The organism is Altererythrobacter xiamenensis (genome assembly GCF_900177715.1).
GTDB classification, from domain to species: domain Bacteria; phylum Pseudomonadota; class Alphaproteobacteria; order Sphingomonadales; family Sphingomonadaceae; genus Erythrobacter; species Erythrobacter xiamenensis.
The window spans coordinates 459,539-484,242 of record NZ_FXWG01000001.1 but is presented as its reverse complement, the minus strand read 5'-3'; the positions used below and the strand labels follow the sequence as shown (position 1 = coordinate 484,242).

Below are 24,704 nucleotides of genomic sequence, written 5' to 3'. Positions count from 1 at the left end.
ATGTTCGTGTCAAGCCGCCCGCTTCGCTCAGGGCGAAAGGACTTGTTGTATCCCGGCGTTTGTGCTGGACGATTTCGAAGGCTCTCTCACCACGCTCGGCTCGCTCTCCAGAAGCTCGCGGTAAAGGTCGAGCAATCCGTCGCGCCAGCTTTCGTGCGTGTGCGAAAGAGCGTGTGACTGTTCGAATGCGGCACGGCTGGCCGCCTCGATCCGCTCGTCATCATCGAGCTCCGTGACTGCACTCGCAAGCGATCCCGCGTGCCGCCCCCGGGCGAGGAAAGCGCATCCAAGCTCGGCCGCTTCACGGGCGACGAAACTGTCGTCGAATGCGACCAGTGGAACGCCGCTTTGCAGGGCCTCGAGCGCGACGAGACCAAACGGTTCGGGCAATCTGCTGGGCATGATGAGCGCGCGCGCGCTGCCAATCAGATCGGCGATCTCGGCGTGAGAGCGCCAGCCATGCCAGGTAATTTCAGGGTACTGCGCGGCAAGTCGCGCCCTGTCCGATCCATCGCCGATAATACTCAAAGGGCGGCCTGCTGCGCGCGCGGCCTCCGCCGCCAGATCGGCGCCTTTCTCTTCCTCGACCCGTCCGATGAATACGATCTCTGCATTTCGCTCTGCCTCGACCCGGTCCGGCCGGAACGGCTTCACCGGATTGCGGACCACGCGAATGCGGTCGGGATCGATTCCCGCCCGGACGAGCCATTCTGCCATGAAGGGATGGATCACTGCCACCAATGCGCGCGTGTGCCGCAGGCTGAGAAGTTGGTCCTTCACCAGCATGCGGGCCGTCCGAAACACCTTTTGCGCGCGGCTGCGTTTGTCGCAATTGGTGGCGAGGCACGCGGCGCTAAGCGGCGCTAGATTGCACACAGCCTCCTTGCGGAAGTCGAAATAGGTACCGTTGGGGCAGGCGTGGAAGAAGTCATGCGCGTGCACCACCAGCCGGTCTTCGACACGCGACAGCGCACCGAGCGCCGCGGGCGAAAGGATCTGCGCCCAGCCGTGCAGGTGATAGACCGTGCCCGGCGTATCGAAGCGGTCGATCACGCGCTCCACCAGCCTCGCCGCCGCCCGGTTGTAGAGGCCTTTGGAAACCTGCTGCGCGAAGGGTAGCTCCAGCAGCGACCTGTCGCCCAGCGTCACGAGTTCGATCCCCTCGGGAAGCTCGCTTTCCGAGCCATCGTCGCCGGTCACGTAGATGACTTCGTATCCGGCGGAAGCCAATTGCCGCGCCGAAAGCAGCGCGAGCGAAGTTGCCCCGCCGGTCGCTTTCGAACGGTCGTTGAGGATGATGATCCGCTGCGGGTTCATGTCGCACGCACCGCGATGGGACGCGCGCCGAGGAGCTTGGCGCCATAGGCGCGCCGCACATCCATGATGAACATGTCCTGCGCGACATCGAAATGATGGCAACCGGTAGTGCTGCGATCGAGTTGCGGCTCGATCCTGCGGACCTCGCATTCCGCATAGTCGTCCATCGAAAGCCGGGTCACTTCGAGCAGCTTGAGACCGTAGCCATAGAGGCCATGGCTGGTGATCTGGCCCGGTCGGATAAGCCTTCCGTCGCGGATGAACGGTCGTCCGCCGTTGCGCGCGCTGGTGGTGTCGATCACGACCGGGTTGAGCGGATGCGGCTCGATTGTCTCAAGACCCGGTCCATCGACGCGATAGACATGAAGTTCGGCGCAATGGTCATGAAAGCTGCCGGATCCGAGATTGGTGAAGAGCCAGTGCTGGCCTTCCCATTCGAACAGCACGGTATCCGCCGGAGACTCCCCTTCCAGCGCGGTCGCATGAAGTGTCCACTGCCCGGGGAAATCGACGCAGCGCCACACTTCGACGCGGTTTCGCTCATGCGTCTCGGGGATCATAAAAACGTCGCCGCGATGCTCGAAGATGTAGGGGTAGGAATTGTGCGCATCGCCGAGATCGAGCGCCTGGACATCTTCGAGGCGATCGCCCGCGATGCGGCCAACCTCGATCCGTCCCTTTGCTCCGCCGTGGCCGCAGGCTTCGAAGAAAACGTATTTCTCTCCGCCGCGCTCGAACAGGAAGGGGTCGGCGCGAAACTCGCCCTTGGGCTGCTTGAGCTCGGTCAGGCGGTCGAGCGGCGAGTTGAGGATGTCGCCCTCGCTGACGACAAGCGACCAGTTTCCCGGTTCGCCGCCCAGCTTGCGAAGGGCGCCGGTGACCATGCGGCGGACCACTGTCGCGGTTAACCTCGCACAATAGAGCGCGGTTTCAACGAGTGTCGGTTGGCGCGGAGGGGAAGGGATGTCGAAGCTTGCCGATTGCGTGTGGTCGGCCCTGGACCTGCCGCGCGCACTGCTCACCAGTTCACGCTCCACCAGTGATGGCAGCATGCCTTTCGCATATGCGGCGTTGAAGGCAGCGCTGAACTTGGTTCCGCTGGTGCAGCGGCACGCTACGTCCCGGGTTCCATCGGGCCGCCTGCGCAGGATGGCAAGCTCGGTAACGGGTTCGCCGGCGAGCACCTCGCTGAAGCCGAAAGCCTGCGGAGAGGCGCCCGAATCTGCATTGAAATGGTATTCCCACAGCTCTGCCGCGATCGGCGCCGACTTGGTAGCACAGTGCGCAAGCAGGACGTCGACGTCCCCGCTTTGTTTTATCCAGTCATTCCAATGCACCTTCGGGATTTGGTGGTAAGCGCCCATCACTCCTTCGAAAGGGGCATCGTTTGCGCGGCCGAACAGGCGCCGGTCGAGCGCCGAAACCAGCCTGAATGGAAGGGAGGGGCGGATGGCGGCATCGCTCGGGCCCGCCACCACGAACGCCGTGACCGCGACTTCCGGATTGCGCATAACCCGCTCAAATAGGGCGGTTTCCCATGATTCAAGCGCACGATCCTCCTTCACGAGGATCGCGACTTTCAACGGCAACCTGGAGGTTTCGCGTCTGCCCATCTCGGACGAAACATACGCGCCCGGCGAGCGCGGAGCATGGTATATTAAGTGGTACGATTCTTGGTCAGTGCCGCTTGACCCCTGAAACACGCTATGACGCCATCTGGGCTATCCATCGGAAGGGAGCAGGGCGTGCGAATAGCGGTGATCGTGGCGACGCTTGGCCGGCGTGAAGCGGCCGAGGAGCTGGTGGAGGATCTGTGCGCTCAGACCCGCAAGCCCGACCGCACGATCTTCTCCGTTGCACGACCGCAGGATGCGCCTTCGCCGAACGAGGAGCTCGGCAACGAAACGCTGCTGAGCAAGCACAAGGGCAGCTGCATCCAGCGCAACCTTGCGATCGACCTGGTGGCCGATGATTGCGATGTGCTGGTTTTCTTCGACGACGATTTCGTTCCGGAGAAACATTATCTCGAGCGGCTGGAAAAGGTCTTCAAGGCGCGCCGCGATCTCGTCGGGGCTACGGGGCTGGTATTGGCCGACGGGGTCCATGGCGCCGGGCTCAGCCGCGCCGAAGCCTGCGAGACGATCGAGCGCCACACGCAGCTCTTCCCCAATGGCAATCCCGATGAAGAACAGCTGTTCGGCCTCTACGGGTGCAATATGGCGGTCCGTAGCGCGGCCTTGGGCAATCGCCGTTTCGACGAGAACCTGCCGCTCTACGGCTGGATGGAAGACCTCGACCTGACCTATCAGCTGATGACCGAGGGCAAGCTCTTGCGGCTGAGCCGGCTGGTGGGTGTGCATCGCGGAATCAAGGCCGGGCGCACCTCGGGTGTGCGGCTCGGCTATTCGCAGGTCGCGAACTCGATGTATCTCATTCGCAAGGGGACCGCGCCCAAGCGTCCGATGTATGAGAACATTGCCAAATACCTGGTGGTGAACACGATCAGATCGGTCTGGCCCGAACCCTTCATAGATCGGCGTGGCCGGCTGAAGGGCAATCTCGTGGGACTGGTCGACATCATGCGCGGGCGATCACGCCCCGACCGTATCCTCGATCTTTGATGGCTCGGCGGCATTCGCGCCGCCGATAGCTCGCTCCAGACTCTCCGCACATTGCTCTATTGCATGGCGGGTTGTCGCGATCGTTCTCGCATGGGTCGCGGGATCGATCCCTTCATCGAGAGCCGTGCCGACCATCGCGGCGATTTCGGCCGCCTCGCCCTCGGTATGGTTCGCGACATAGCCCCGCCTGCCGACCGAGGTGAAGAATGCCTCCAGCTTGGGGTCCCAGGACAATCCGACATGCGGAACGCGGAAAGCGTAGGCGAGAATGCAGGCATGAAGACGGTGCGCAGCGACACCGTCGAAGCCGGCAATGGTTGCCGCCAGATCCGACGGCGTGCGTGGCCGCGCTGCACGTGCGATCCGCGGGTCACTCGCGGCGGAAAGGACGCTCTCGAGGAACAACTCGTCGTCGTGCGGGCCATTTGTGAAAAGGCTGACATCCAGACCTGTTTTAAGAAGAGCGTGCGCCAGTTTCACCCAGAACTCGCGCGCGACGCGGACCGAGAAGTCGTCATCGTCGTGCGAATGAAGGTCGAGGGTTCGGGGATTGACGATTCCCAAGCCGATCAGCGGGCGGTCGCGTTCCGACTGCTCTGCCAAAGGGTAGATCTCACCGGCCAGCAGTCCTGGATCGCAGCACAGGCTTGCCTCTGGCAACCCGGATCGCGAAAAATGCCGGTTCCAGTTGAAGCGCGAGGCTCCGTCACGCACCGCTACGTGGCACAGATCGACCTTGCGCAATCCGGACAGGAACAGGCTGCGCGCAGGTTTCGACATTTCCCGTGCCACGCCCACGCCAAAGACAGCGGCATGCGCACCGGCCCGCCGCACCTCGCCGAGAGCGGCGCGTAGCTTGAGCGGGAAATTGAGGTCGGTATCGGCAAAAAGCTGTCCGCCTCCGACGACGACGCCCGCCGTGCCTTCAAGGCGCCGACGCCAACGCGGGCGGTATTTGGTCGCGATGAGCAGCGACAGGGCGGCACTGGTGGCGATTTGCCGAAGCGGTCCCGGCAGGGCCTCCAGGATACGCAGGACAAGCCCGCGCGAGGCATCGAGGCCCGTCCCGTATTCCTCGCGTCCCGCAAGGTCGATCGATGCGACCTGCCAGTCGGGCCGGATGCGGGATAGCTCGGTTTCGAGGCATTCGGCGATGATGCCGTCGCCAAGGTTCGGGCTGTGTTTCACATTGAGGAGGCCGATGCGCAGCCTGTCCTTCCCGGACGCGGGCTCGCAACTGGCCTTCCGGTCAGTTCCATCCCGAGGTATATGGTAGTTCATCCGGCGAGGACCTGGATCTTCCCCGGGCTGGCGGGCTCACGCGGCTCAAGGAGAAAGCGCTTGAGGCGGCGCTGGATCCAGCGTTCGGGATATTGCGCCATGACCCAGGCGTTCGCGAGCAGGATCGCAAAAAGCAATGCGAAGACGATCGCGGAGCTCTCGATCCAGTTGGCGAGGATCGGCAGCAGGGCTGCGCCCAGCACGAAGTGGTTGAGGTAGAGCGGATAGGTCATGAGGCCGATCGGGCGCATGATTGGCCGCATGTCGCGCTTCACGAGCCGATCGCCATAGCGCGCGCCAAGGTAGATCAGCGCCGTCGCCAGCCCCCAGATCGCGATGGGGACGAGCGAGGCGGGTGCCTCGCCGACATTGTTGTGAATCTGCAGCGCGCAAAAGGGTGTGAGCGCCGCGATGACGGCAAGCCGGGCTGGCGTCATGCCGCGCTCGATCGCTTCGAACAGCAGCATGCCCAGCGCAAAGAAGACGCCTTGTCTCAGCAAGGAGACGTCGAAAACGAAGGAGTCGAGCGGGATTATGGTGCCTGTAACGCTGGCGATCCCAGGCGAGGCGGTGCTCGCCCAATACACGATCGTGAAAGCCGCGCTTGCCGCGCCGAGCAGCCAGGCGAACCGGCCGAGCGCCTTCTCATGGCCGCCCAGCCGCGAGGCGAGGGCGATTACCACGACCACGCAAAGGTAGAAGGCGGCTTCGACCACCAGCGTCCACACGACCCCGTCGATATACGGCCCCTTGGGCGAGAGCACGAGCGTGCGGAGGAAGGCGGGGATCAACTCGCCAAGTGGCTCGCCCCAGAGCGCGCGAGCGGTCAGCGCGAGACAGGCCGAGATCCACAGGGCCGGCAGCAGACGGATCGCGCGCTTCTTGAGGAAAGTGATCGAGGTCGATCCGCGCGCGCTGGCGGCGATCACGAAACCCGAAAGGACGAAGAATATCTGCACGCCGATCCAGCCCATCCAGGCGTAGGGCGAGAGCCAGCCCATCGGTGCTTCGGCAGGGTCAACCGGCCATGCGGGCACATCGCCGCCGAAGGCTGCGAAGTGGAACAACACCACCATCACCGCCGAAATGAAGCGGATGAGATCGAGGCCCCAGAAATACCTCACACGCAATCGCTCCGCCGCCGGGGGCTATGCTCGAATGAGGCCTGGTGCCGGGTCATATCTTGTTGTTTCGGATGAACATGACGGGCGAACTGCTCGCCTCTTCGCGGCCATTGGGCATGCGGGTCAGCACGCTGTCCATTCCGGGCGCTTCGGCGCTCGTGCGCGGCGTGGCGGCAAATGGTCCGGCATGCGGTATCCAGTATTCCGTCGCCGCAACCTCGCCCCAGTCGAAACCGAGCGATTCCATAGCCTTGGCCGAGGCATCGGCAGGTGTCGCGGCCGTTCCGTCGAATTCGACCATGCCATTGCCGATCGCGGTGCAGGTCACGCTCCGGTCCCGCGAAAAGCAGAGCGTCGCCCCCGGTTCGGCATTGAGCGCTTCGAAGCGCAATGCGTCGTGATAGGCGCGCATCTTGTCCATCTGCTCTCGGTCCTGGGGCGAGATGCCGATCTCTTCATCCGGCAATTCGACAATCGCGGTCGCGGCCAGTTCGATCGCGGCGCGCAGCATGTCGGGATTGACCTTGAAGTAGGTCGCGTCGCGCGCCTCGGCATAGTCAGCGAAGAGATAGCGCATATTGCGCTCCACCAGTTCGCAATTGGCGACCTGCGCAGCGAAATAGAGCCTGAAGGGCACCGGCAGTTCGGACCGGTTGATCTTGCGGATGCGGGTCGCGAGATCATCCTTGGTCGTGAAGTCGAGCCGCGCAAAGCCTGGCATCGCGTCATTGGTCAGGATGAAGACCGTTCCCTCTTTTGCGCTCATCGTTGAGTCCCTCCGCCGTATGATGCGCGGCTGTGCGAAACGGTCGGGGGTGCTGAAGGGAACTCTGGGTGAATGCCCGCACGCCAGTCCGTCCGATGCCGAACGAAATTGGCGGAAAAACTATCGCGCGCGAGAGTGCGTGGGCAAAGGCTATCTCGGACTAGACCGATTTTGACTGCGAAAGGGGTATTCCAGGTCGCGCAATCGGCGCGGTGAACGGACCACACGCAGCGCGGGTTTGCCGCCTTTTAATCGGGTGCTGGCGGAGGGGGGCGAGGCATGAGGCCAATGCTTCCAAGGTATTAGAACCTAGGGAAATTTCCCAATCCCTTGGCGCAGCATCAGAGAATGTGGATTACGTAATCATACAGGAAATCTGACCGGAATAGCTGTTGCTAGAGTTTCTCTATTTACCCTAGTGCAGTGATGCCAGACGGATGAAGCGAATAAGAACCGCGCAAGTCCCACTGGGTCGTTTCGAAAAGTGGGAGAGTTCCTTGGTCAAGCCAGCAACAGGACGCGCGGGGGGCATATTTACGCAGCACCCCCAGATCCTCGAAGAATTCGGCCTGTCATACGATCGTATCGACAGCATCCCGTTTCGCGACCTTTCCGAAGTTTCGGAGAACCTCATGGCCGGCTACGCCCGGCTGGTCGAACGCGGCCATCCGCGCGAAGCGGTTGGCGCAGCGATGATGGGCGGGCTCGTCAATCTTTACGAGATGTTCGAAATGCAGGCCGATCTGCCGGGCCTACTGCGCATCCTTGCCGATCGGATCGAGCACGACGCCGCCGACAGCAATTGACGGGCCGATAGCAATTAGGGGCTGAACTGCCCTTTCGGATTACCCTCCTGCGCGTTTGGTCTAAGCACAGTGCGCGTCTCCCGTTGAGGGTTCTGCACCGCTAGTAATTTGTTCCAGCAGACGATGTTCCGCACCGGGCACACCCCGTCCGGTCCCGGCACATTGCTGCGCGAGGGCACGGGGGGTGTCCTCGCACAGCGCTTCCATCGTGAAGCGCGCACTTGTTGGGACGAAACTGGAAACATACTGTGGTGCAATCCAATCCGAAGCTTACCCTTGCGATGCCCGTGTACAACGGGACGAATTACATTCGGGATGCGCTGGATTCGATCCTGGCCCAGACCTTCACTGATTTCGAACTGATCGTCTGCGACAATGCGTCGGACGATGAAACCTGCGCGGTGGTCGAGGAATATGCGGCCAAGGACGACCGCATCCGGCTGATCCGCAATCCGCGCAATCTGGGCGCTTCGGCTAATTACAACCTCGGCTACGAGCACGGACGCGGTGAGTATCTCAAGTGGTGCGCGCATGACGACACGCTGAGCCCGAACAACCTCGAAGCCTGTATCGAAGTGCTCGATGCGCGCCCCGACGTTGCGCTCGCCTTCGCTTCGACGCGCGGGATCACCGGTAGTGGCCGGATCACCCGGCCGACGGGCGAGGAAACACCTTCGCTCGAAGATAGCGATCCGGCGTTGCGCTTCCGCCAGGCAATCGAGCTGTCGGGCACCTGTTTTCCGATTTTCGGCGTGTTCCGCCGCGCAAATCTCGACCGGTCGACGCTCCACCGGCCCTATTACGGCTCGGATCGCGGCGTGATCGCGGAGCACGCGATCATGGGCAAATTCGTGCGGGTCGAGGACGCGATCTTCTACAACCGCGAACACGAACAGCGCTCGATCAATATCGACGACAAGGTGCAGCGCAGCCTGTGGCAGACCGGCAAGAAGAGCCGGGGGGCTGCTGCCGAGCACCTCAATCTGACGAAGCATCTGTTCGAGATTGCCTCGCGTCATGGCGACATCGTCTCGCCCTGGAGGCTCTACGGGCATCTCCTCGGGCGCAGCCTGAAACCGATCCAGCTCGGCCGCTACGGGCTCGAGCTGGCCAACATGATCTCTCCGGCAGCGGCAGGCGCTGCAAAGAACCTCTTCGTGCGGCCCGCACGAAGCCAGCAAGCAAGCGAGGCGGTATAACAATGGCCAGTCACGACCTTTCCAACGTCAAAGTCGGCATCCTTGCCGGCGGGCTCGGATCGCGCCTTTCCGAAGAAACCGACGTGCGGCCCAAGCCGATGGTCGAGATCGGCGAGATGCCGATCCTGTGGCACATCATGCAGATTTATTCGCATTACGGCTTCAAGGATTTCAGCGTCGCGCTCGGCTACAAGGGCGATTACATCAAGCGCTGGTTCCGCGAACATTTCAGCGTGTCGGGATCGATCTCGATCGGCACCCGCCGAGGATCGGTCACGCGCCACTCGCCCGATTGCGTGCCCGACTGGAACGTCGACCTGGTCGAAACGGGCCTCAAGGCCGGAACGGGCGGACGGATCAAGAAGCTCTCGCACTGGCTGGGCGATCAGACCGCGATGGTGACCTGGGGTGACGGTGTTTCCGACATCGACATCGGCGCGCTGCTCGCCTTCCATAAATCGCATGGCAAGCTGGCGACGCTGACCGCGGTGCGCCCGCCGGCGCGTTACGGACATCTCGAGTTCGATGGCGATGCCATCACCGAGTTCAATGAGAAGCCGCAGATCGGCGAAGGCTGGATCAATGGCGCCTTCTTCGTGCTCGAGCCCGAAGTGATGAACTACATCGATCACGAAGAGGAAATGTTCGAGCAGCGTCCGCTTTCGCGCCTCGCTGCCGATGGCGAACTGATGGCGTTCCGCCACACCGGCTTCTGGCAGTGCATGGATACGATGCGCGAAAAGCAGCTGCTCAATGAATACTGGGATTCGGGCAATGCCCCGTGGAAACTATGGAAGGACGAGGGCAGTGAAAGTTCTTTTGACTGGACATCAGGGGTACATCGGAACGGTGCTGACGCCGCGCTTGTTAGAGCGCGGTCATGATGTCGTAGGGCTCGACAGCGAGCTCTTCGAACACTGCTTCTTCCTCCCTGCGAAAGCGCAGGTGCCGTCGATCGGCGGCGATGTGCGTGACTTCGTGCGCGATCCCGATGCTGTCGAGAAACTGCGCGGGCTCGATGCGATCATCCACCTGGCAGGGCTGTCGAACGATCCGCTCGGCGATTATCGTCCGGGCCTGACACAGGAAATCAACGCGCAAGGCTCGATCGACCTCGCGCATCTGGCCAAGCAGGCCGGTGTACCGCGTTTCATCTACGCCTCGTCCTGCTCGAACTACGGCGCATCGGGCGACGATTTCATCGACGAAGGCGGCGAGCTCAATCCGGTGACGCCCTATGGCGTGTCGAAGGTGGAGGCCGAGATCGCCATTCGTGCGATCGCCGACGACAGTTTCAGCCCGACCTTCCTGCGCGCATCCACCGCTTACGGCCTGTCGCCCATGCTGCGTTTCGATCTGGTGGTGAACAACCTCACAGCATGGGCGGCGACCACCGGCGAGGTTCACCTGAAGAGCGACGGTTCGCCTTGGCGCCCGATCGTCCATGTCGAGGATATCGCGCTCGCCTATATCGCCAGCCTCGAGGCCGAGCGGACCGACGTTCACTGCGAGGTCTTCAACGTCGGCCTGACATCCGAGAACTACCAGATCCGCGAGATCGCCGAGATCGTGCGCGACGTGGTGCCCAATTCGCGGGTCGGTTTCTCCGACGATGCCAGCCCCGACGTGCGCAACTACCGCGTCGACTGCAATTACATCGCGCGCAAGCTGCACAACTTCAAACCGCAGTGGACCTGCCGCCGCGGGGTCGAGCAGCTCTACGATGCCTTCGTCTCCAGCGGGCTGAAGCTCGATGAGTTCGAAGGCCCGAAATACAAGCGCATCGCGCATATGAAACAGCGGATCGAAGCGGGATCGGTCGATCAGGACCTGCGCCCCGTCCGCCAACTGGTCAGCGTGTGAAAGGCGAAAACATGAACCAGATCACTCTCGAACAACCGGGCAAGTATTCGCGCACCGAAACGTGCTGCCGTTCTTGCGGCAGCGGCGCATTGGAAGCCTTTCTCGATCTCGGATCGACGCCGCTGGCGGACCGTCTGCTGACGGAAAAGATGCTCACCGAAGAGGAGCTGACCTTCCCCCTCGTCGTGGCATTCTGCAAGGATTGCTCGCTGGTCCAGATGCTCGAGACGGTATCGCCCGAAATCCTCTTCGCGGATGCCTATCCCTATTATTCGTCCTTCTCGCCTGCATTGATGGAGCATTCGCGCAAGAACGCGCTGGCGCGGATCAAGGACCGTGATCTTGGCTCCGACAGTCTCGTGATCGAGCTTGCAAGCAATGACGGCTATCTGCTGCGCAACTACGTCGAGAAAGGCATTCCGGTGCTTGGCATCGATCCGGCCGATGGTCCTGCCGCCGCGGCGCGCAAGGTCGGGGTAAAGACCATTTGCGGCTTCTTCACCGAGGAAATGGCCGCCGATGTCGCCGAAGCAGAGGGCCAGGCCGATGTCGTCCACGGCAACAACGTGCTCGCGCATGTCGCCGACACCAACGGTTTCGTCGCCGGGATAGGCAAAATACTGAAGCCGACCGGCGTTGCGGTGATCGAAATGCCCTATCTGCTCCCGCTGATCGAGCATATCGAGTTCGACACGATCTATCACGAACACTTGTGCTATTTCTCGCTCACCGCGCTCGACAAGCTGTTCCGTCGCCATGGCCTCTACCTCAACCGGGTGGAGGAGCTCTCGATCCACGGCGGTTCGCTGCGTATCTTCGTCGAAAGGCAAGAGAATGTCGGCGAAAGCGTCTCGACCATGCTCGCCAATGAAAGCGCGATCGGCCTCGACACGCCCGAGTTCTTCGCCGAGTTTTCCGAGCGGGTCGATGGCCTGCGTTCGAAGCTTCTCGCGCTCATCTCCGACCTCAAGGCGGAAGGCCATTCGGTTGCCGCCTATGGCGCTGCGGCCAAGGGCGCGACCATGCTCAACTATTGCGGGCTCGACACCACGCAGATCGACTTTGTGGTGGACCGCAATGCGCACAAGCAAGGCAAGTATATGCCGGGCGCACACCTGCCGATCCTCCCGCCTGAGGCGCTTGTCGAGAAGCAGCCCGATTACGTGCTGATGCTCGCCTGGAACTTCGCCGACGAGATCATCGCGCAGCAGCAGGATTATCTCGCGGCAGGCGGCCGCTTCATCGTGCCCGTTCCCGAACCGAGGATTGTCGAATGACCCTTATCGAAAAGCCCGTCGCCACCGACAATGCGCCCGAGATCGAAGACGCTGGTGAGGAGTTCGCCTGCCCGACATGCGGCGGGGGCCGGACCGAGCTATTTCACGAGGTCCACAACGTCCCGACCAATTCGTGCATCCTGTTCGAGACTCGCGGCGATGCGCTCAATTGCAGTCGCGGTGCGATCGCGCTGCGCTTCTGTCATGATTGCGGCTTCATCTACAATGCCGCTTTCCGGCAGGATTTGACTGAGTATTCAGGTCGTTACGAGGAAACCCAGGGTTTTTCTCCGACCTTCTCGCGCTTTCACACGAACCTCGCATCCGAGATGATCGAGCGTCATGGGCTCAAGGGGCGTGACGTGATGGAGATCGGCTGCGGCAAGGGCGAGTTCCTCGTCCTGCTCTCGCAGCTCGGCGAAAACCGCGGGGTCGGCGTCGATCCCAGCGCCATTCCCGAACGGCTCGAAGGGGTCGAAGGCGCGGAGCGCATCACGCTGATCCCCGAATATTTCGAACCGCGCCACTGTGACGAGCAGCCCGATTTCCTGTGCTGCAAGATGACGCTGGAACATATTACCGATACATCGGACTTCATTACGACGATCCGCGCCGGGCTCGATCCGGAAAAGCAGACCGTGGTGTTCTTCCAGGTGCCCGAGGCGGACCGCATCATCCGCCACTGCGCTTTCGAGGATATCTATCACGAACACTGCAGCTACTTCACCGAAAGCTCGCTCGAATATCTGTTCGAGCAATCGGGATTTGAAGTGACCCGCACCGCGATCGAATATGATGATCAATACCTCACGATCGAGGCTGTACCCGCGTCCGAAAAGCCGGAGAGCGATGTCTCTGCCAAGGTCGCGGAGATGGCTGAACTGGTCCGCAGCTTCCCGATGCGGCTCGAACTGCACAAGCAGCACTGGCGCGACCTGGTCGAGAAGGCCAAGGCCGAAGGCAAGACCGTGGTCCTGTGGGGCTCGGGCTCCAAGGCCGTGTCCTTCCTCACCTCGCTCGGCATTTCGGACTCCGTCGATTTCGTGACGGACATCAACCCCAATCGCCACAATCACTTCATGCCGGGCACCGGTCAGCTGATCGTCGCGCCCAAGCAATTGGCCGAGATCGAGCCCGGCCTCGTGATCGTGATGAACCGCATCTACGAAGACGAGATCAAGCAGTCGCTCGCCGACATCGGCGTCGAATGTGCGGTGGAATGCCTGTGACCGAGATGGCGATCCGGCAGTCGATGAAAACGGCGATCACGACCGCGACCGACAGCGGTTACCTTCCGGCGGCCTGCTGCCAGTTGAAAACGGTCGCCGACAATCTGCCTGCCGGTCGCGATGTCAGCCTGTTCCTCGTGTGCTGCGACGTCAGTGACGAAGACCTTGCAGCGGCGAAGAGTTTCTTTGAGCGCAAAGAGGTTCCGGCCCGGATCATCGTCCCCGATTTCGTCGAGGAGAAGGTCAGGCCGATCAATGATCGCTGGCCGCGCGCGGCGTATCTGAGGCTCTATTTCGACATGATCTTCGGCCCGGAGTACGACCGGCTGATCTATTTCGATGCCGATACGCGCGTGATGTCGTCGGTCGAGCCGTTGCTCGATTTCGACCTCAACGGCTTCCCCGCCGGCGCGGTGCATGACTTCGTCTATTACCTCACCGGCAATATCCGTCGCCGCCGCCGTGATCTCTTCCTGTCGGACGATGCGCCCTATCTGCAGTCGGGCGTCATGGTGTTCGACTGGCCAAAGCTGCTCGAAGACGGCGCGCTCGAACGCGCGCGGCAGTTCCTCGTCGACCATCCCGAAGGCTGCATGGAAGCGCCCGATCAGGACGCGCTCAATCATGCGCTCGAGGGCAAGTGGACGCCGCTCGACCCGCGCTGGAACCTGCACGAAACCTATCTCAATTTCGGCGGGAAGCTGAAGCCGTACCTTGAACACTACACCTCGACCAAGCCATGGTCGAAGCGCCGCCCCCCGCGCTGGGCCCATGCGGCCGAGTGGTATCGCGAGGAATTGAAGGACACGATCTGGGCGGGCTTCATTCCGTCGCAGAGTGCAGGGGACAAGATCGGCGCGCAGGTCGATTTCCTGCGCTTCCGCTACGCCCCCAAGATCCGCGACGCGCTGTCATCCTACGCGCCCTTCGCGCTCGACGTGATGAAGGTTCCGCGCCACCGTTCGGACGATGCCGAGCTGCCCTGGGCGCCGCGCAACAGCAAGGATGTCGAGGACATGGCGCAGGCCCTGGTGTCGGAAGCGCATGGCGAGCGGGGCTTTATCCGTCCGCCCGAAGCGGTGCTCGACGGCTATGGAGAAGGGCAGCCGATCGGGCTCGCCTGACCACCCGTTCTACCAACCCTTATGGAAATCAGTTTTCGGCGGTTCCGGGTTCGAGTTTGCTCGCCTGCGGACTGCGGCGCTTGGCAAGCGCGCGTTCGGCCGCGCCCATCAATTCCGTCACCGGTCCCGCAGGCTTGCCGCTGACCAGCCAGGCGATGAACACCGCTGCTGCATAGCAGGCGCCGCCGACCGTGACCTTGATGGCGAGTTCGAGCGCTACGGCCATTTCCGGAAGCGCCGGGCTGACCAGTGCCAGCCCCAGCGTCATCGCTGTCAGTCCGAAAATCGTGAGTGCGTGATGCTTGAGCTGATTCCACAGCGACAGCGCAAGCATGTGCCGCAGGAAGAGAAACTCGATCATCACCGTGATCAACTCGCTGACGAGGCGGCCAAGCGCAGCGCCAATCAGGCCGCCATACAGCAGGCCCGCGATGATCAGCGGTAGCTTGACGCATACGGCCACGATCTGGCGAATGAACAGCAGCTTGGTCTTGCCCAGCGCCATCGCGACCGGCTGTAAGCCCATGCTGAAGGTGCCGAGCGCGTAATAAACCGCGCAGATCTCGACGAAGGGCACCGCCGCGCGCCACTGATCGCCGAGTGCGATCGCAACGGCAGGCTCTGCCACTAGCGCGAGGCCGATACCCAGCGGCGCTATCAGCATCGCGATGGAGGATTGCGCCAGCAGGTGCGAGCGGGTGAGGCGAGCGAGGTCCTTCGACAAGTTGGCGAGGCCGGGGAAGAGCGCATGACGGATCGGCTGGATCGTCTCGCGCGTCGGGATCACCGCCAGATTGTCGGCCATGGCATAGATGCCCAGCGCCCCCTTGGGCACCACGAGGCCGATGATCAGCTGGTCGATGCGCCAGTTGAGCGTCTCGAACAGCTGGTTGAAGAACATCCAGCCCGAAAAGGCCCAGATTTCGCGCCAGTGCTCGAGCGTGAAACGCGGGCGATAGGGGACGAGGATATAGCTCAGCAGGCCTGCGCCCAATGCTCCGATCGCATTGCCGGCGATGATCGCCCAGTAGGATTCGAGCGCGATGGCGAGCCCGATCGCGACAAATACGCCGAAGCCCTTGTAGGCGAATTGGACGAGCGCGAGCGGGAAGAACCGCATCGACTTGGTCTCGAGCCAGATGTGCGGGTTCTGCAGCCCGATCATCGCGCCCGTCACACCGGATACGATGAACACAGGCACCATGTCGGGCCGCGAATAGATCATCGACAGCGGCCATGCGGCGAGGACGAAGAAAGCGACGATGATCGCGGCGCGGATCAGCGCCATGGTCCACGCCGTGTCGATGTGTGAACGCTCGACCTTGTCTTTCTGGATCAGGGCGTTGTTAAGCGAAAGCTCGGTCGCCGACTGGACGACTGTCAGCACCGCCATCGCGATGGCAACGATGCCGAAATCCTCGGGCGTCAGCAGCCTCGCGAGGATCAGGATCGCTGCGGCATTGAGGAGGTTCGACGCGACCCGCGCGCTGCCGAGCGAGAACGCTCCGCGCATGACCCCCTGGCGCAGGTTCACAGCGCCCTGCTTTCGGTCTCTTTTGCGGCCATGCCGGGAAGCGCGACGCCAGTCACGAATTTGGCCGCTGCGCGGCGCGGATAGGAACTGTAACGACCCAGCGGAAGGCGCTCTGCCGCAGACACCAGCGACTGCGTGCCCTGCCGCACGAATTTGGCAAGGCTACCGGGGCGCGCGACCGCGCCTTCGCATAGATCGACCTGGCGATCGGCGAACAGCAGCTTGAACGCGCCATCGCCGCGGCCGAAGTCGATGGTGTCGATGCCATGGTCCCGCGCCGCCTGGGCGCATTGATCGACGAGATTGATGCCGGGGCCGAGCTTGTAGGCGGCGAGGTCATAGGACGGAAACCACCAATGCCACACATCCGCCGTGCGAATGCCGAAATGCGCGGCGATCAGCTTGTCGCCGGCGTGGAGCGTCGTCATGACGCTGGCAAAGCCGGGCCCTTCGCTGTACCGCAACACGTCGAGTACCTGCCCGAGCCAGTCGTCACCGATTTGCAGATGCGATCCGACCCGCTTCAGCAGGGCATTCTTCATTTCGATGTGTTCGGCAAAGATCGTGTCCGAGGGGTCGTGGAAGGTGAAGCGGATCGGGCCGATATCTTTCTCGGTCTTGCGATAGCGGCGGCGGATCTCGCGCTTCGCCTTGGTCCACTTTGAATCCTTGCGCCCGACGAAAGCCTCGTAGCCTTGCGACAAGTCCATCTGCGGCGATGCGGAAAAGCTGTGTGCGTCCTGCGCCAGCGCGGTGAAGCTGGTCGGCAGGTGGTTGTAGTCATAGCTCGAAACCTGCGCGCCGTTCAGCAACTCGCCCGGGGTCAGCCTCGTGTGCGGAGCGGTAACGGGGCCCTGGTAATCGTTGAGCTGCCCACCGATCGGTTTCGCCGTGCCGCTACGCGTAAGGTGGAAGGGGAGGAAGCCGACCACATCTCCGGCCCGCTCGAACACCGCAATGCGCACGTCATCGCGCACATGCGCAACGGCCTGGGTGAACTCGGGCGCGTAAAACGGACTGTGATAGAGCGGATCGGCCAGGCAGAAACCACGCCACCGCTCGATCAGGTCAGGCGTCAGGTCCCCGGGATGAAGCAGCGCGCTCATTCTGCCGGCACCTCTTCACTCGGCCGCTCGGGCGGCCAGCGGAAGGGGCGGCGCGGCATAGCTTCGTTACGAGTGGGAAGCACCATCTCGCTTCGCAGGGCGATCGCCGCACCCGCCATGATCGAGAACAGCGCGGGCGGGACGGCGTGGGGCGATGCGATGGCGGCGGGAACGAGGCAGATCAGGGCCGCAGTTCCCAAGGCGCCACTGACCGATAGCAGCGGGCTCGCCGCTTCGCCCCAAGTCGACTGGCGCGAGGCGGCGAAGACCTTCTTGCAATACATCACGAAGGTGACAGCCCCGACGACCCCCATCGACCCGAGGATCGCGGTCAGCATGCTCGAGCTGCGGAAGCTGCCCGGGCCGATGCCAAGCCCGTAGGACGCGAGGAAAGTGTCCCAACCCTGCAGCGCCCAGAACAGGCGTTGCTGCCCTGAATCGGTCGCAGGCTTGGCGACCGTCATGTCGAGCACCAGCTCATACACCGCGAAAGGCAGGCGCGGGACGAGCGCCATCAGGAGCGCGATCAGGAAACCGATGGCCGCCGCCAGATAGGTCGCCCTGAGCAGCTTGCCGCGCGGCGCTGCGCCAGGGAACAGCATGGCGCGAAACACCAGGAACAGCACGTAGGCGGCGAGCGCTACATAGGCGGTGGAGGCAGTGCTGAGCACGAGCAGCAGGGCCAGCGCGCTCGCCGCAAGGCCCGTCGTGCGGGAACGGATCGAGCGATACCAGAGCTCCGCATTGGCCACGAAAAGCGCAAAGCCGAGCCCCGCATAGCTGGAGGTTTCGGGCAATACGCCCCTGATGCGGATGAAGCCCGAAATGGAAAGGTCGAGCGGCGTGTATCCGCCGTTGCGGAAGATCGAGAGAATGACTTCCGCAGCTGTCCCGCGGGTTGCCAGATCGATGACGCCCGTCGCGATGTGGAGCCAGCTGGCGATCAGCAGCGCCGCGACCAGCGCCGCGCCGCCCTGTGGCATGCGGCAGAAGATATAGCTGGAAATCGCAAGCAGAAGCGTGCCGATCAGATAGAAGGCTGCGGTAAGGTTCTGCGGTGAGGGCACGAGCGGGATTGTGTCGAACGGCCCCATGCCCAGCTCAGGGCGCATCGGGAAAACCTCTATCGATGTCCCGAACATGCGCGGCGCGAGATAGGCCGCGACCACGCCGTAGATCGCGAAGAAGACGATCCACTTGTTCTCTGCGATGGCGGCGGGAAGATAGCCGAGATAGCCGCCGCGTGGCGCGATAATCCGCAAGGTGGTGAAGAGCAGCGCGAACTGCACGGGCGGGATCGACGAGCCGCCCAGTTCGGGGAGCGCGATCGCGGCGGAACCGTCAAACAGAGCGCTGACGACCAGGAAAATCACCGCGCTGCGCACGCTCCCGACCAGCACGATCAGTGTGCCGATGGCGATCTGGATGAGGCCGATGAAAGTGAGTTCCATGCCGCGCCGCCCTCAGCTGGCCTCGACCGTTTCGAGGAACTTGCGGTCGAACTGCTCGGGCGCGAACTTGCTCGCCTGCTGCACCGCCCATTCGGGGTTATAGTCGGGCAGAAAGCGTTCCATCTGTTGGACAGCGTCGATCAGGGCCTCCGGCTCCTGCCGGTCGAAGAACAGGCCGGTACGTCCGGGCACCACGCTGTCCTTCGCCCCGCCGCGCCCGAAAGCCACCACCGGACGGCCCGATGCCATGCTTTCGACCGGCGTGATCCCGAAATCCTCTTCTGCCGTCATGATGAAGGCGCGGGCATTCGCGTAGGCTGCCCGCAGCGAGGCGAAATCGAGATGATCGATGAAGGTGATGTTCGGTTTCGCCATCGCGCGCAGCCGCTTGAGCATGCTGCCGGTGCCGACCATCGTCAGCGGAAGGCCGTTGGCGTTGAAGGCTTCGACGGCGAGGTCGGGGCGTTTGTAGGGGACCATCTGGCCGACCCAGAGGTAGCTATCGCTCACTTCGTCCGCAGGCGAGAACAGCCCGGTTTCGACAGGTGGATGGATGACATCGGATTCGCGCCGCCACACCTTGCGGATGCGCTGCTGGATGAAGCTGGAATTGGCGACGAAGCGATCGACCCGCGCGCTGGAGGAAACATCCCACTGACGCAGGCGGTGATACATCAGCGGCATGGCGCGGCGGGCGAGGGAAGGGGCTTCGGCACGATACTGGTGGTAGTGGTCCCACAGATACCGCATCGGCGAGTGGCAATAGCACAGATGCGTTGTATCGGGCCGGGTGATGACCCCCTTGGCCGGGCCGCTCTCGCTGCTGATGACTAGGTCGTAGGCGGTGAGGTCGAGCCCTTCCAATGCCATCGGCATCAGCGGCAGGTAATATTGGTAGAAGCGATTGGCGAAGGGCAGGCGGTTGACGAATCCTGCCTTGATCGGCGCGCGGTTGAGCGTCGCCGACATCTTGCTGGGGTCATAGACGTTGGTGAAGATGTCGGCATCGGGGAACAGGTGCAGCAGACGTTCGACCACCCGCTCGCCGCCGCGCATGGAGACGAACCAGTAGTGGACGATCGCTACCCGCCGGTCAGAGAAGCCACCCCGCGCCAAGGATCTAGCCCGTCCCCGCGCCCGTTTCCGGCGCGCTACGCATAATACTCTTTGTACTGGGAGTAGTAGAAATAGGGGTCGTGCGGGTTGAGGAAGGACCGGCGGGACATGTCCACACCGCTCAGCACCACCCCCAGCACATTGACCTGATCAGGCGGCAGGCGGCGCAGGGCCGCGCGAATGGCGAAGCGCGAAGTGTCACGCCACTTGGTCGCCATCACCACCACGTCCGCCCGGCTCGCGAGGATCCGCGTTGCGGCAATCGGCAGGACCGGCGGCAGGTCGAGGATGATGCGGTCGAAGTGGCCGCGCAGCTGTTCGAGCAGATCGACGAACTCCTGCCCGCGCAGCAAGTGCTCCGGCTCCTCGCGACTGGGCGAAAGCGGCAGGACGCAGAAGACATTGTCGCCGTCATACTGTTCGAGGTCGATCGGGGCTGAGCCGTCGAGCACGTCGACGAGGCCCTTCTGACCTTCCTGCATGTTGAGCAGGCGGCTGATGCCCTGGCGACGCAGGTCGCAATCGATCAGCATGGTGCGCTGGCCGCCTGCCGCAAGCACGCTTGCGAGGCAGCAGGACATCACCGTCTTGCCTTCGCCGGGCAATGCAGAGGTGATCGCGATCACCTTCGCCTGTCCTTGCGTTGCGAGATCGATCGATGCGCCGAGCGAGCGGAAGCTCTCGGCAAAGGCGGACTTGGGCGATTCCTGGATTGCGGTGGCGGGATGATCCTCTCCGCCGTCGATCGATTCCAGCAGCGGAATCGAGGCAAGACAGGGCACGCCCAGGTCACGCTCCGCCTCGTCCGGCGTCGAGATGCCGTGGAACAGCGCTTCCTTGATGTAGGCGGCAAGGATGCCGAGGCCGAGGCCGATGACCAGCGCCAGCGCGAGGTTCAGCGGAATGTTCGGCGAGTTCGGGAAAATCGGGGTTTCCGCCAGCGTCAGGATCCGGGCATTGGGCTTCTCGCTACCCTCGGCCGCGATCAGCTCCTTGAAGCGGTTGAGATAGGTCTCGTAGATGCCTTGCGACGCCTCTGCGGCGCGCTCGAGCTCGCTCAGGCCCACCATCGCGCTGTTGTTCTGCGAAAGCTTCGCGCGCGCATTGGCGAGACTGCCGTTGAGCGAGGCGAGCCGCTGGGCGGAAACTTCCTGCTTCGCGCGCAAGTTGGAGATCACGCGGCCTATTTCCGACTGGATACGGTTCTGCACTTCGGAAAGCTGGCTGTTCGCCCGGATCAGCTGCGGGTGATTGGGCCCGTATTTGGCCGAGAGGTCGGCAACGGTCGTGGCCGCAAGCGCTTCCTGCGCGCGCAGCGAAGCGATTACCGGCGAACCGAGCGCTTCACCGACATCGTCGCCGCTCGAACCCGAACGGAGCTGGGCGAGCGCGGTGTTTAGCCGTGCCTGGTCTTCGGCTGCCGCTGCACGGGCCGTCGTCACTTCCTGGTTGTAGGTCGAGATTTCCTGCTCGGTGAGAGAGGCGCCGGTCATGCTCGGCAGGTTGTTGGCGATGCGATATTGCTGGAGCGCCTGCGTGTCCGCCTGCGCCCTGTCGCGCAGTTCGCCGAGGCGTTCCTCGACTATCGCACGCGCTTCGGCATTGCGCTCCTGCTCTGCCGAAAGCTCCCAATTGACGAATTGGCGCGTGAACTCGTTGACGATCGTGGAAGCGTCTGCGGCCTTCTCCGCCTGATAGCTGATCGTCAGCGCGTAACTCTCGCCAGCCCGCCGCGCGCCGACATTCTCCTGCAGCTCGTCGATGACCTTGCGCTGCCCTGCGCCGTCGAGACCGTTGGTGAGGCCGAGCGACTGGGCGACACGCTGCGCCATTTCCTGCGAGGAGATGATCTGCATCTGCGTGTCGACGACTTCGCTGCTTAGCGCTGGCTGGGGCGTCGTGGCGGCTGTTGATTGGGTGACGATGGCCGCATCATTGGTCAACATGACCGTCGATTCCGCCAGATAGGTCTTGCCCGCGAGGATGGAGATCAACGCGCCCGCCGCGAGAGCGAGAGCGGTGATGATCGCGATCAGCTTGAACTGGCGTCGGAAGAAGCTGACGCTTTCCGACAGGTCCATCCGATCGGCACTCAGCGGGGCATAGTCGCCATAATTGGCAACCGCCGTGCCACCCGTGCCGGTAGCCACCAGATCACGTGATCCACTCATGATCGTTCTCCATGCAGGGCGAGGGGGATTACCATGCCGCCCTCACGCCGATACTCGCCGTAAATCCGTTGTAGGAGCGGCCGAATGCGCCGCCGTCCTGATCCCTGTATCCCGCCTTCGCGGTGATCCCGATGCGTTCTGCCAGCCGGTATGTGGTGGAGGCGGCGACAGTGAAGCGCTCGTCCTTGCGCGGCGAACCGCGGTAGTTTTCCTCGGTATAGGCAGCCTCCGCGCCGACCAGGATCCGGTCGCCCAGGGCGCGCTGTGCGCCGAGGCGGAAATCGCTGGTGATGATGGCGGGAGATTCCTGGCTGCGGCTGGCGTCCACCAGCCGCGCTGCAGCCGCCGTCAACCGCCATTGCGGGCGGGGCGTCCAGCTTGCCGCGAGGCGATAGTTGAACTCGTTGGCAGACGGAGTCGCCGGATCGTCGAAATTCTGGTGAATGTAGCCGACGCCCGCTTCCACCTCGAGCAGCGAGGTCACCTCGTGGCGCACCCCGACGAGAGCGGAAAGCCCATCGGAATCGCGCGGTGTGACGGTCGGCAGTTCGTAGTCGATCTGGTTCACGCCGACTTCCGCAAAGAGGCCGGTGCGCCGGTCAAGACCGAGGTCGGCGCGCAGCTTCGCATTGGCGACCTTTACGTCACGGATCGACAGATCGGTCGGCACACCGCCGACCAACGTATCGGAATAGTCGCGCTTGAGGATCGCCGCGCCCGCGCCGAGCACGAGCCTCCCTCCGTCACGGGTGATGTCGAGCCCCGCGCGCTTCTCGTGGTAAGCGACCGGCTCGTCGGTAAAGAACACGTCGCCGAGCGTACCGCGCCGCTCGATCCCGCGCGCGAAGCCCACATAGGTGTCGACGTCGATGCCTTCGCCCAGTTCGAGCAGGGTAGTGGCGACGATATCATACTGTTCGCTGTTTTCGTCCGAGATGTCGAAATAGCGCCGGATCTCGCCGCGTGCTTCGAGGCCGACTGCGTGGCGGCCGAAGTCGGACTTGAGCGCAAATCCCGGCTGGAACGAGACGTAGGCATCCTCGGTCTCGGGCGCATCGACGTTGTAGACATTGGAGTCGTAGGTGAGGTCGATCACTGCGCGCGGATAGAAGATATAGGACGAGGAGAGGCGCACGCCTTCACCCGCATCGGCATCGAACATCTCGACCGGTGTGACGACCTCCTCGGGCTGCGCGATGGCAAGCCGCGGAGCGATCAGGCACAGCAGAATGAAGGCCGCGATCCGCAAGACGAGAGCGGGTTGGCGCGCACGCCGTTTACGCGAACGATCGGTGATCGCGCGGTGCAGGCTCCGGCGGCATTTGGGTTTCGGTTCGATCAGTAGGCGCAGGATGAAAAGGATGTCTTCCATCTCGCGCCAGACATGGAGAATGGACCGCCGCGCGCTCGACTCAGCGTTCCTGAGGAACCTCACCGCCCGCAGGGGGTTTGAGAAGAAGGTGCGACTAGGTAGTAGTGCCCTCTGGCATTTCTCCGCCAAAAGGAGTAGATCGATAGCCATTATGGATAGGGCAGTGATCGCGAAAGAGTCGTCCGCGCCGGTAAAATCGCGCGGGGCGCGCGGTCGTGCGCCACGCTCCGGCAGCTTCGCCCGCGGGCTCATGTTCGCGGCGCCGCTGGCCGTCGGGCTCTGGGCCCTCATTTTCTGGCTGATTTGAACCGCTTCATTCAGCATAGTCAGCGCGCCCCCTCCGCATTGATCACCGCCGGTATTGTTGCCAGCAATATTCTCATGTTGAGCCAGAACGAGCGCGACCGTGCGTAAACGACGTCGGCGGCAACGCGCCTGCGATAGGACGTGTCGTTGCGTCCGCTGACCTGCCAGATTCCGGTCAGGCCAGGGCGGACGCTGAAGTAGCTCGTGATATAGCGGCCGTAACGCAGCGCTTCGTCTTCGACGATGGGACGCGGGCCGACGAGACTCATTTCACCGCGGATGACGTTCAAGAGCTGCGGCAATTCGTCGATGCTCGAAAGGCGCAGGAACGCGCCGACCGGCGTGATCCTCGGATCGCTGCTCAGCTTCTGGTCGCGCGCCCATTCCTCGGCAAGTTCCGGATTGTTGGCGAGAAGATTTGCCAGCTGCTCTGCTGCATCGATCCGCATGGTGCGGAACTTGAGGCACCCGAAGGTCCGCCCGTTCATACCTACGCGGGTCTGATTGAAGATGATCGGCCCCGGGCTGGAGAGCTTGATGGCAAGTGCTGCCAGCAGCATTACCGGCGCGAGAAAGACGAGCAGCGCGGTGGCCACCACTATGTCGACAGCGCGGTAATGCCAGCTCTCTTGCTCACGCGAAGCGGTTACCAGATGCGACGCCGTCGCGATCAGTTCCCGCTCCGAGAGCGAAGAGGTCGAGCTGAAAAGGCCTGCGTCCGCAGACGTTCTCGCCTCCCCCAAAGCGCTGTCATGTCTCGTCGTATGCATCTGGTCCGGTTGCTTGATCGCTGGTCGAGAAGATCCCTGTGGAAGCCCTCTCCCCGTGCGGTTCGAACGAGGAGAGAGCCGACCATCAAACTCCATCAGATTGGCTCTGCGAACAATCGCGCATCGGGTGTAAACCCTTCCCGCCAAAGGGGGCATAAGAGGGTGCTCCACTTCCCGCCGCGCTCCCCCCAAATGGTAATGTAATCGGCTGAGGCCTTGGCATAATCTGGCACTATCTGACACGACACGCCGGGTGCGCGGATGCGCTTCT

At 62.8% G+C, this 24,704-nt stretch carries 20 protein-coding genes; 8 read left to right on the top strand and 12 right to left on the bottom strand.

Annotated features, from left to right (window positions below):
- Positions 1-27: 27 nt before the first annotated feature.
- Positions 28-1,317: a glycosyltransferase family 4 protein gene (locus CCE89_RS02475; protein ID WP_159456565.1), complete on the bottom strand. Its 1,290-nt coding sequence runs from the start codon at positions 1,315-1,317 to the stop codon at positions 28-30.
- Positions 1,314-2,828 carry a glucosamine inositolphosphorylceramide transferase family protein gene (locus CCE89_RS15210; RefSeq protein ID WP_159456564.1) on the bottom strand — a complete coding sequence of 505 codons (1,515 nt, stop codon included), beginning with the start codon at positions 2,826-2,828 and terminating at the stop codon, positions 1,314-1,316. The genes CCE89_RS02475 and CCE89_RS15210 overlap by 4 nt, the downstream gene beginning before the upstream one ends.
- A gap of 234 nt (positions 2,829-3,062) precedes the next feature.
- Here CCE89_RS15210 and CCE89_RS02470 point away from each other — a divergent pair, with 234 nt between their 5' ends.
- Positions 3,063-3,938 (top strand): glycosyltransferase family 2 protein, encoded by an 876-nt coding sequence (locus CCE89_RS02470; protein ID WP_159456563.1) that lies wholly within the window; start codon positions 3,063-3,065, stop codon positions 3,936-3,938.
- Here the strand turns inward: CCE89_RS02470 and CCE89_RS02465 are convergent.
- The 3 genes from CCE89_RS02465 to CCE89_RS02455 form a co-directional block, all read right to left on the bottom strand.
- Complete coding sequence (locus CCE89_RS02465; protein ID WP_159456562.1) at positions 3,909-5,126, bottom strand: polysaccharide pyruvyl transferase family protein; 1,218 nt, start codon at positions 5,124-5,126, stop codon at positions 3,909-3,911. The two genes, CCE89_RS02470 and CCE89_RS02465, sit on opposite strands and share 30 nt — an antisense overlap.
- A gap of 89 nt (positions 5,127-5,215) precedes the next feature.
- Positions 5,216-6,343, bottom strand: a complete 1,128-nt coding sequence (locus tag CCE89_RS02460; RefSeq protein ID WP_086436433.1) for an acyltransferase family protein — start codon at positions 6,341-6,343, stop codon at positions 5,216-5,218.
- A gap of 52 nt (positions 6,344-6,395) precedes the next feature.
- Positions 6,396-7,109 (bottom strand): GIY-YIG nuclease family protein, encoded by a 714-nt coding sequence (locus tag CCE89_RS02455; protein WP_086436432.1) that lies wholly within the window; start codon positions 7,107-7,109, stop codon positions 6,396-6,398.
- Positions 7,110-7,606: 497 nt separating this feature from the next.
- Between CCE89_RS02455 and CCE89_RS02450 the strand changes: the two genes are divergently transcribed.
- The 7 genes from CCE89_RS02450 to CCE89_RS02420 all read left to right on the top strand — a co-directional run bounded on the left by CCE89_RS02450 (position 7,607) and on the right by CCE89_RS02420 (position 14,607).
- Positions 7,607-7,915 (top strand): hypothetical protein, encoded by a 309-nt coding sequence (locus tag CCE89_RS02450; protein ID WP_086436431.1) that lies wholly within the window; start codon positions 7,607-7,609, stop codon positions 7,913-7,915.
- Positions 7,916-8,166: 251 nt separating this feature from the next.
- Positions 8,167-9,114 (top strand): glycosyltransferase family 2 protein, encoded by a 948-nt coding sequence (locus tag CCE89_RS02445; RefSeq protein ID WP_234989901.1) that lies wholly within the window; start codon positions 8,167-8,169, stop codon positions 9,112-9,114.
- A 2-nt stretch (positions 9,115-9,116) separates the two neighbouring features.
- Positions 9,117-9,998 (top strand): glucose-1-phosphate cytidylyltransferase, encoded by an 882-nt coding sequence (gene rfbF / locus CCE89_RS02440; protein WP_086436429.1) that lies wholly within the window; start codon positions 9,117-9,119, stop codon positions 9,996-9,998.
- Positions 9,922-10,977 (top strand): NAD-dependent epimerase/dehydratase family protein, encoded by a 1,056-nt coding sequence (locus CCE89_RS02435; protein WP_086436428.1) that lies wholly within the window; start codon positions 9,922-9,924, stop codon positions 10,975-10,977. The genes rfbF and CCE89_RS02435 overlap by 77 nt, the downstream gene beginning before the upstream one ends.
- 11 nt (positions 10,978-10,988) lie before the next feature.
- Entirely contained in the window at positions 10,989-12,254 is a 1,266-nt protein-coding gene (locus tag CCE89_RS02430; protein ID WP_086436427.1) for a class I SAM-dependent methyltransferase, read from the top strand.
- A complete protein-coding gene (locus tag CCE89_RS02425) occupies positions 12,251-13,483 on the top strand; it encodes a class I SAM-dependent methyltransferase (RefSeq protein ID WP_086436426.1) in 1,233 nt (410 codons plus the stop codon). The genes CCE89_RS02430 and CCE89_RS02425 overlap by 4 nt, the downstream gene beginning before the upstream one ends.
- Positions 13,474-14,607 (top strand): glycosyltransferase family 8 protein, encoded by a 1,134-nt coding sequence (locus CCE89_RS02420; protein ID WP_234989900.1) that lies wholly within the window; start codon positions 13,474-13,476, stop codon positions 14,605-14,607. Before CCE89_RS02425 ends, CCE89_RS02420 begins: the two co-directional genes overlap by 10 nt.
- Before the next feature lie 28 nt (positions 14,608-14,635).
- On the opposite strand, the gene CCE89_RS02415 is transcribed toward CCE89_RS02420, so the two are convergent.
- The 7 genes from CCE89_RS02415 to CCE89_RS02385 all read right to left on the bottom strand — a co-directional run bounded on the left by CCE89_RS02415 (position 14,636) and on the right by CCE89_RS02385 (position 24,433).
- A complete protein-coding gene (locus CCE89_RS02415; RefSeq protein WP_234989899.1) occupies positions 14,636-16,141 on the bottom strand; it encodes a lipopolysaccharide biosynthesis protein in 1,506 nt (501 codons plus the stop codon).
- Complete coding sequence (locus tag CCE89_RS02410; RefSeq protein WP_086436425.1) at positions 16,138-17,247, bottom strand: GNAT family N-acetyltransferase; 1,110 nt, start codon at positions 17,245-17,247, stop codon at positions 16,138-16,140. The genes CCE89_RS02415 and CCE89_RS02410 overlap by 4 nt, the downstream gene beginning before the upstream one ends.
- The gene (locus CCE89_RS02405; RefSeq protein ID WP_086436424.1) at positions 17,244-18,698 is read right to left on the bottom strand and encodes a glycoside hydrolase; all 1,455 of its coding nucleotides are present in this window, start codon (positions 18,696-18,698) and stop codon (positions 17,244-17,246) included. The genes CCE89_RS02410 and CCE89_RS02405 overlap by 4 nt, the downstream gene beginning before the upstream one ends.
- A gap of 12 nt (positions 18,699-18,710) precedes the next feature.
- Positions 18,711-19,814 (bottom strand): glycosyltransferase, encoded by a 1,104-nt coding sequence (locus CCE89_RS02400; RefSeq protein ID WP_327078632.1) that lies wholly within the window; start codon positions 19,812-19,814, stop codon positions 18,711-18,713.
- Positions 19,815-19,849: 35 nt separating this feature from the next.
- Complete coding sequence (locus tag CCE89_RS02395; RefSeq protein WP_086436422.1) at positions 19,850-21,985, bottom strand: GumC family protein; 2,136 nt, start codon at positions 21,983-21,985, stop codon at positions 19,850-19,852.
- Between the two features lie 28 nt (positions 21,986-22,013).
- Positions 22,014-23,357 carry an outer membrane beta-barrel protein gene (locus CCE89_RS02390; protein ID WP_159456561.1) on the bottom strand — a complete coding sequence of 448 codons (1,344 nt, stop codon included), beginning with the start codon at positions 23,355-23,357 and terminating at the stop codon, positions 22,014-22,016.
- Positions 23,358-23,683: 326 nt separating this feature from the next.
- Positions 23,684-24,433 carry a sugar transferase gene (locus tag CCE89_RS02385; protein WP_086436420.1) on the bottom strand — a complete coding sequence of 250 codons (750 nt, stop codon included), beginning with the start codon at positions 24,431-24,433 and terminating at the stop codon, positions 23,684-23,686.
- Positions 24,434-24,704: the final 271 nt, after the last annotated feature.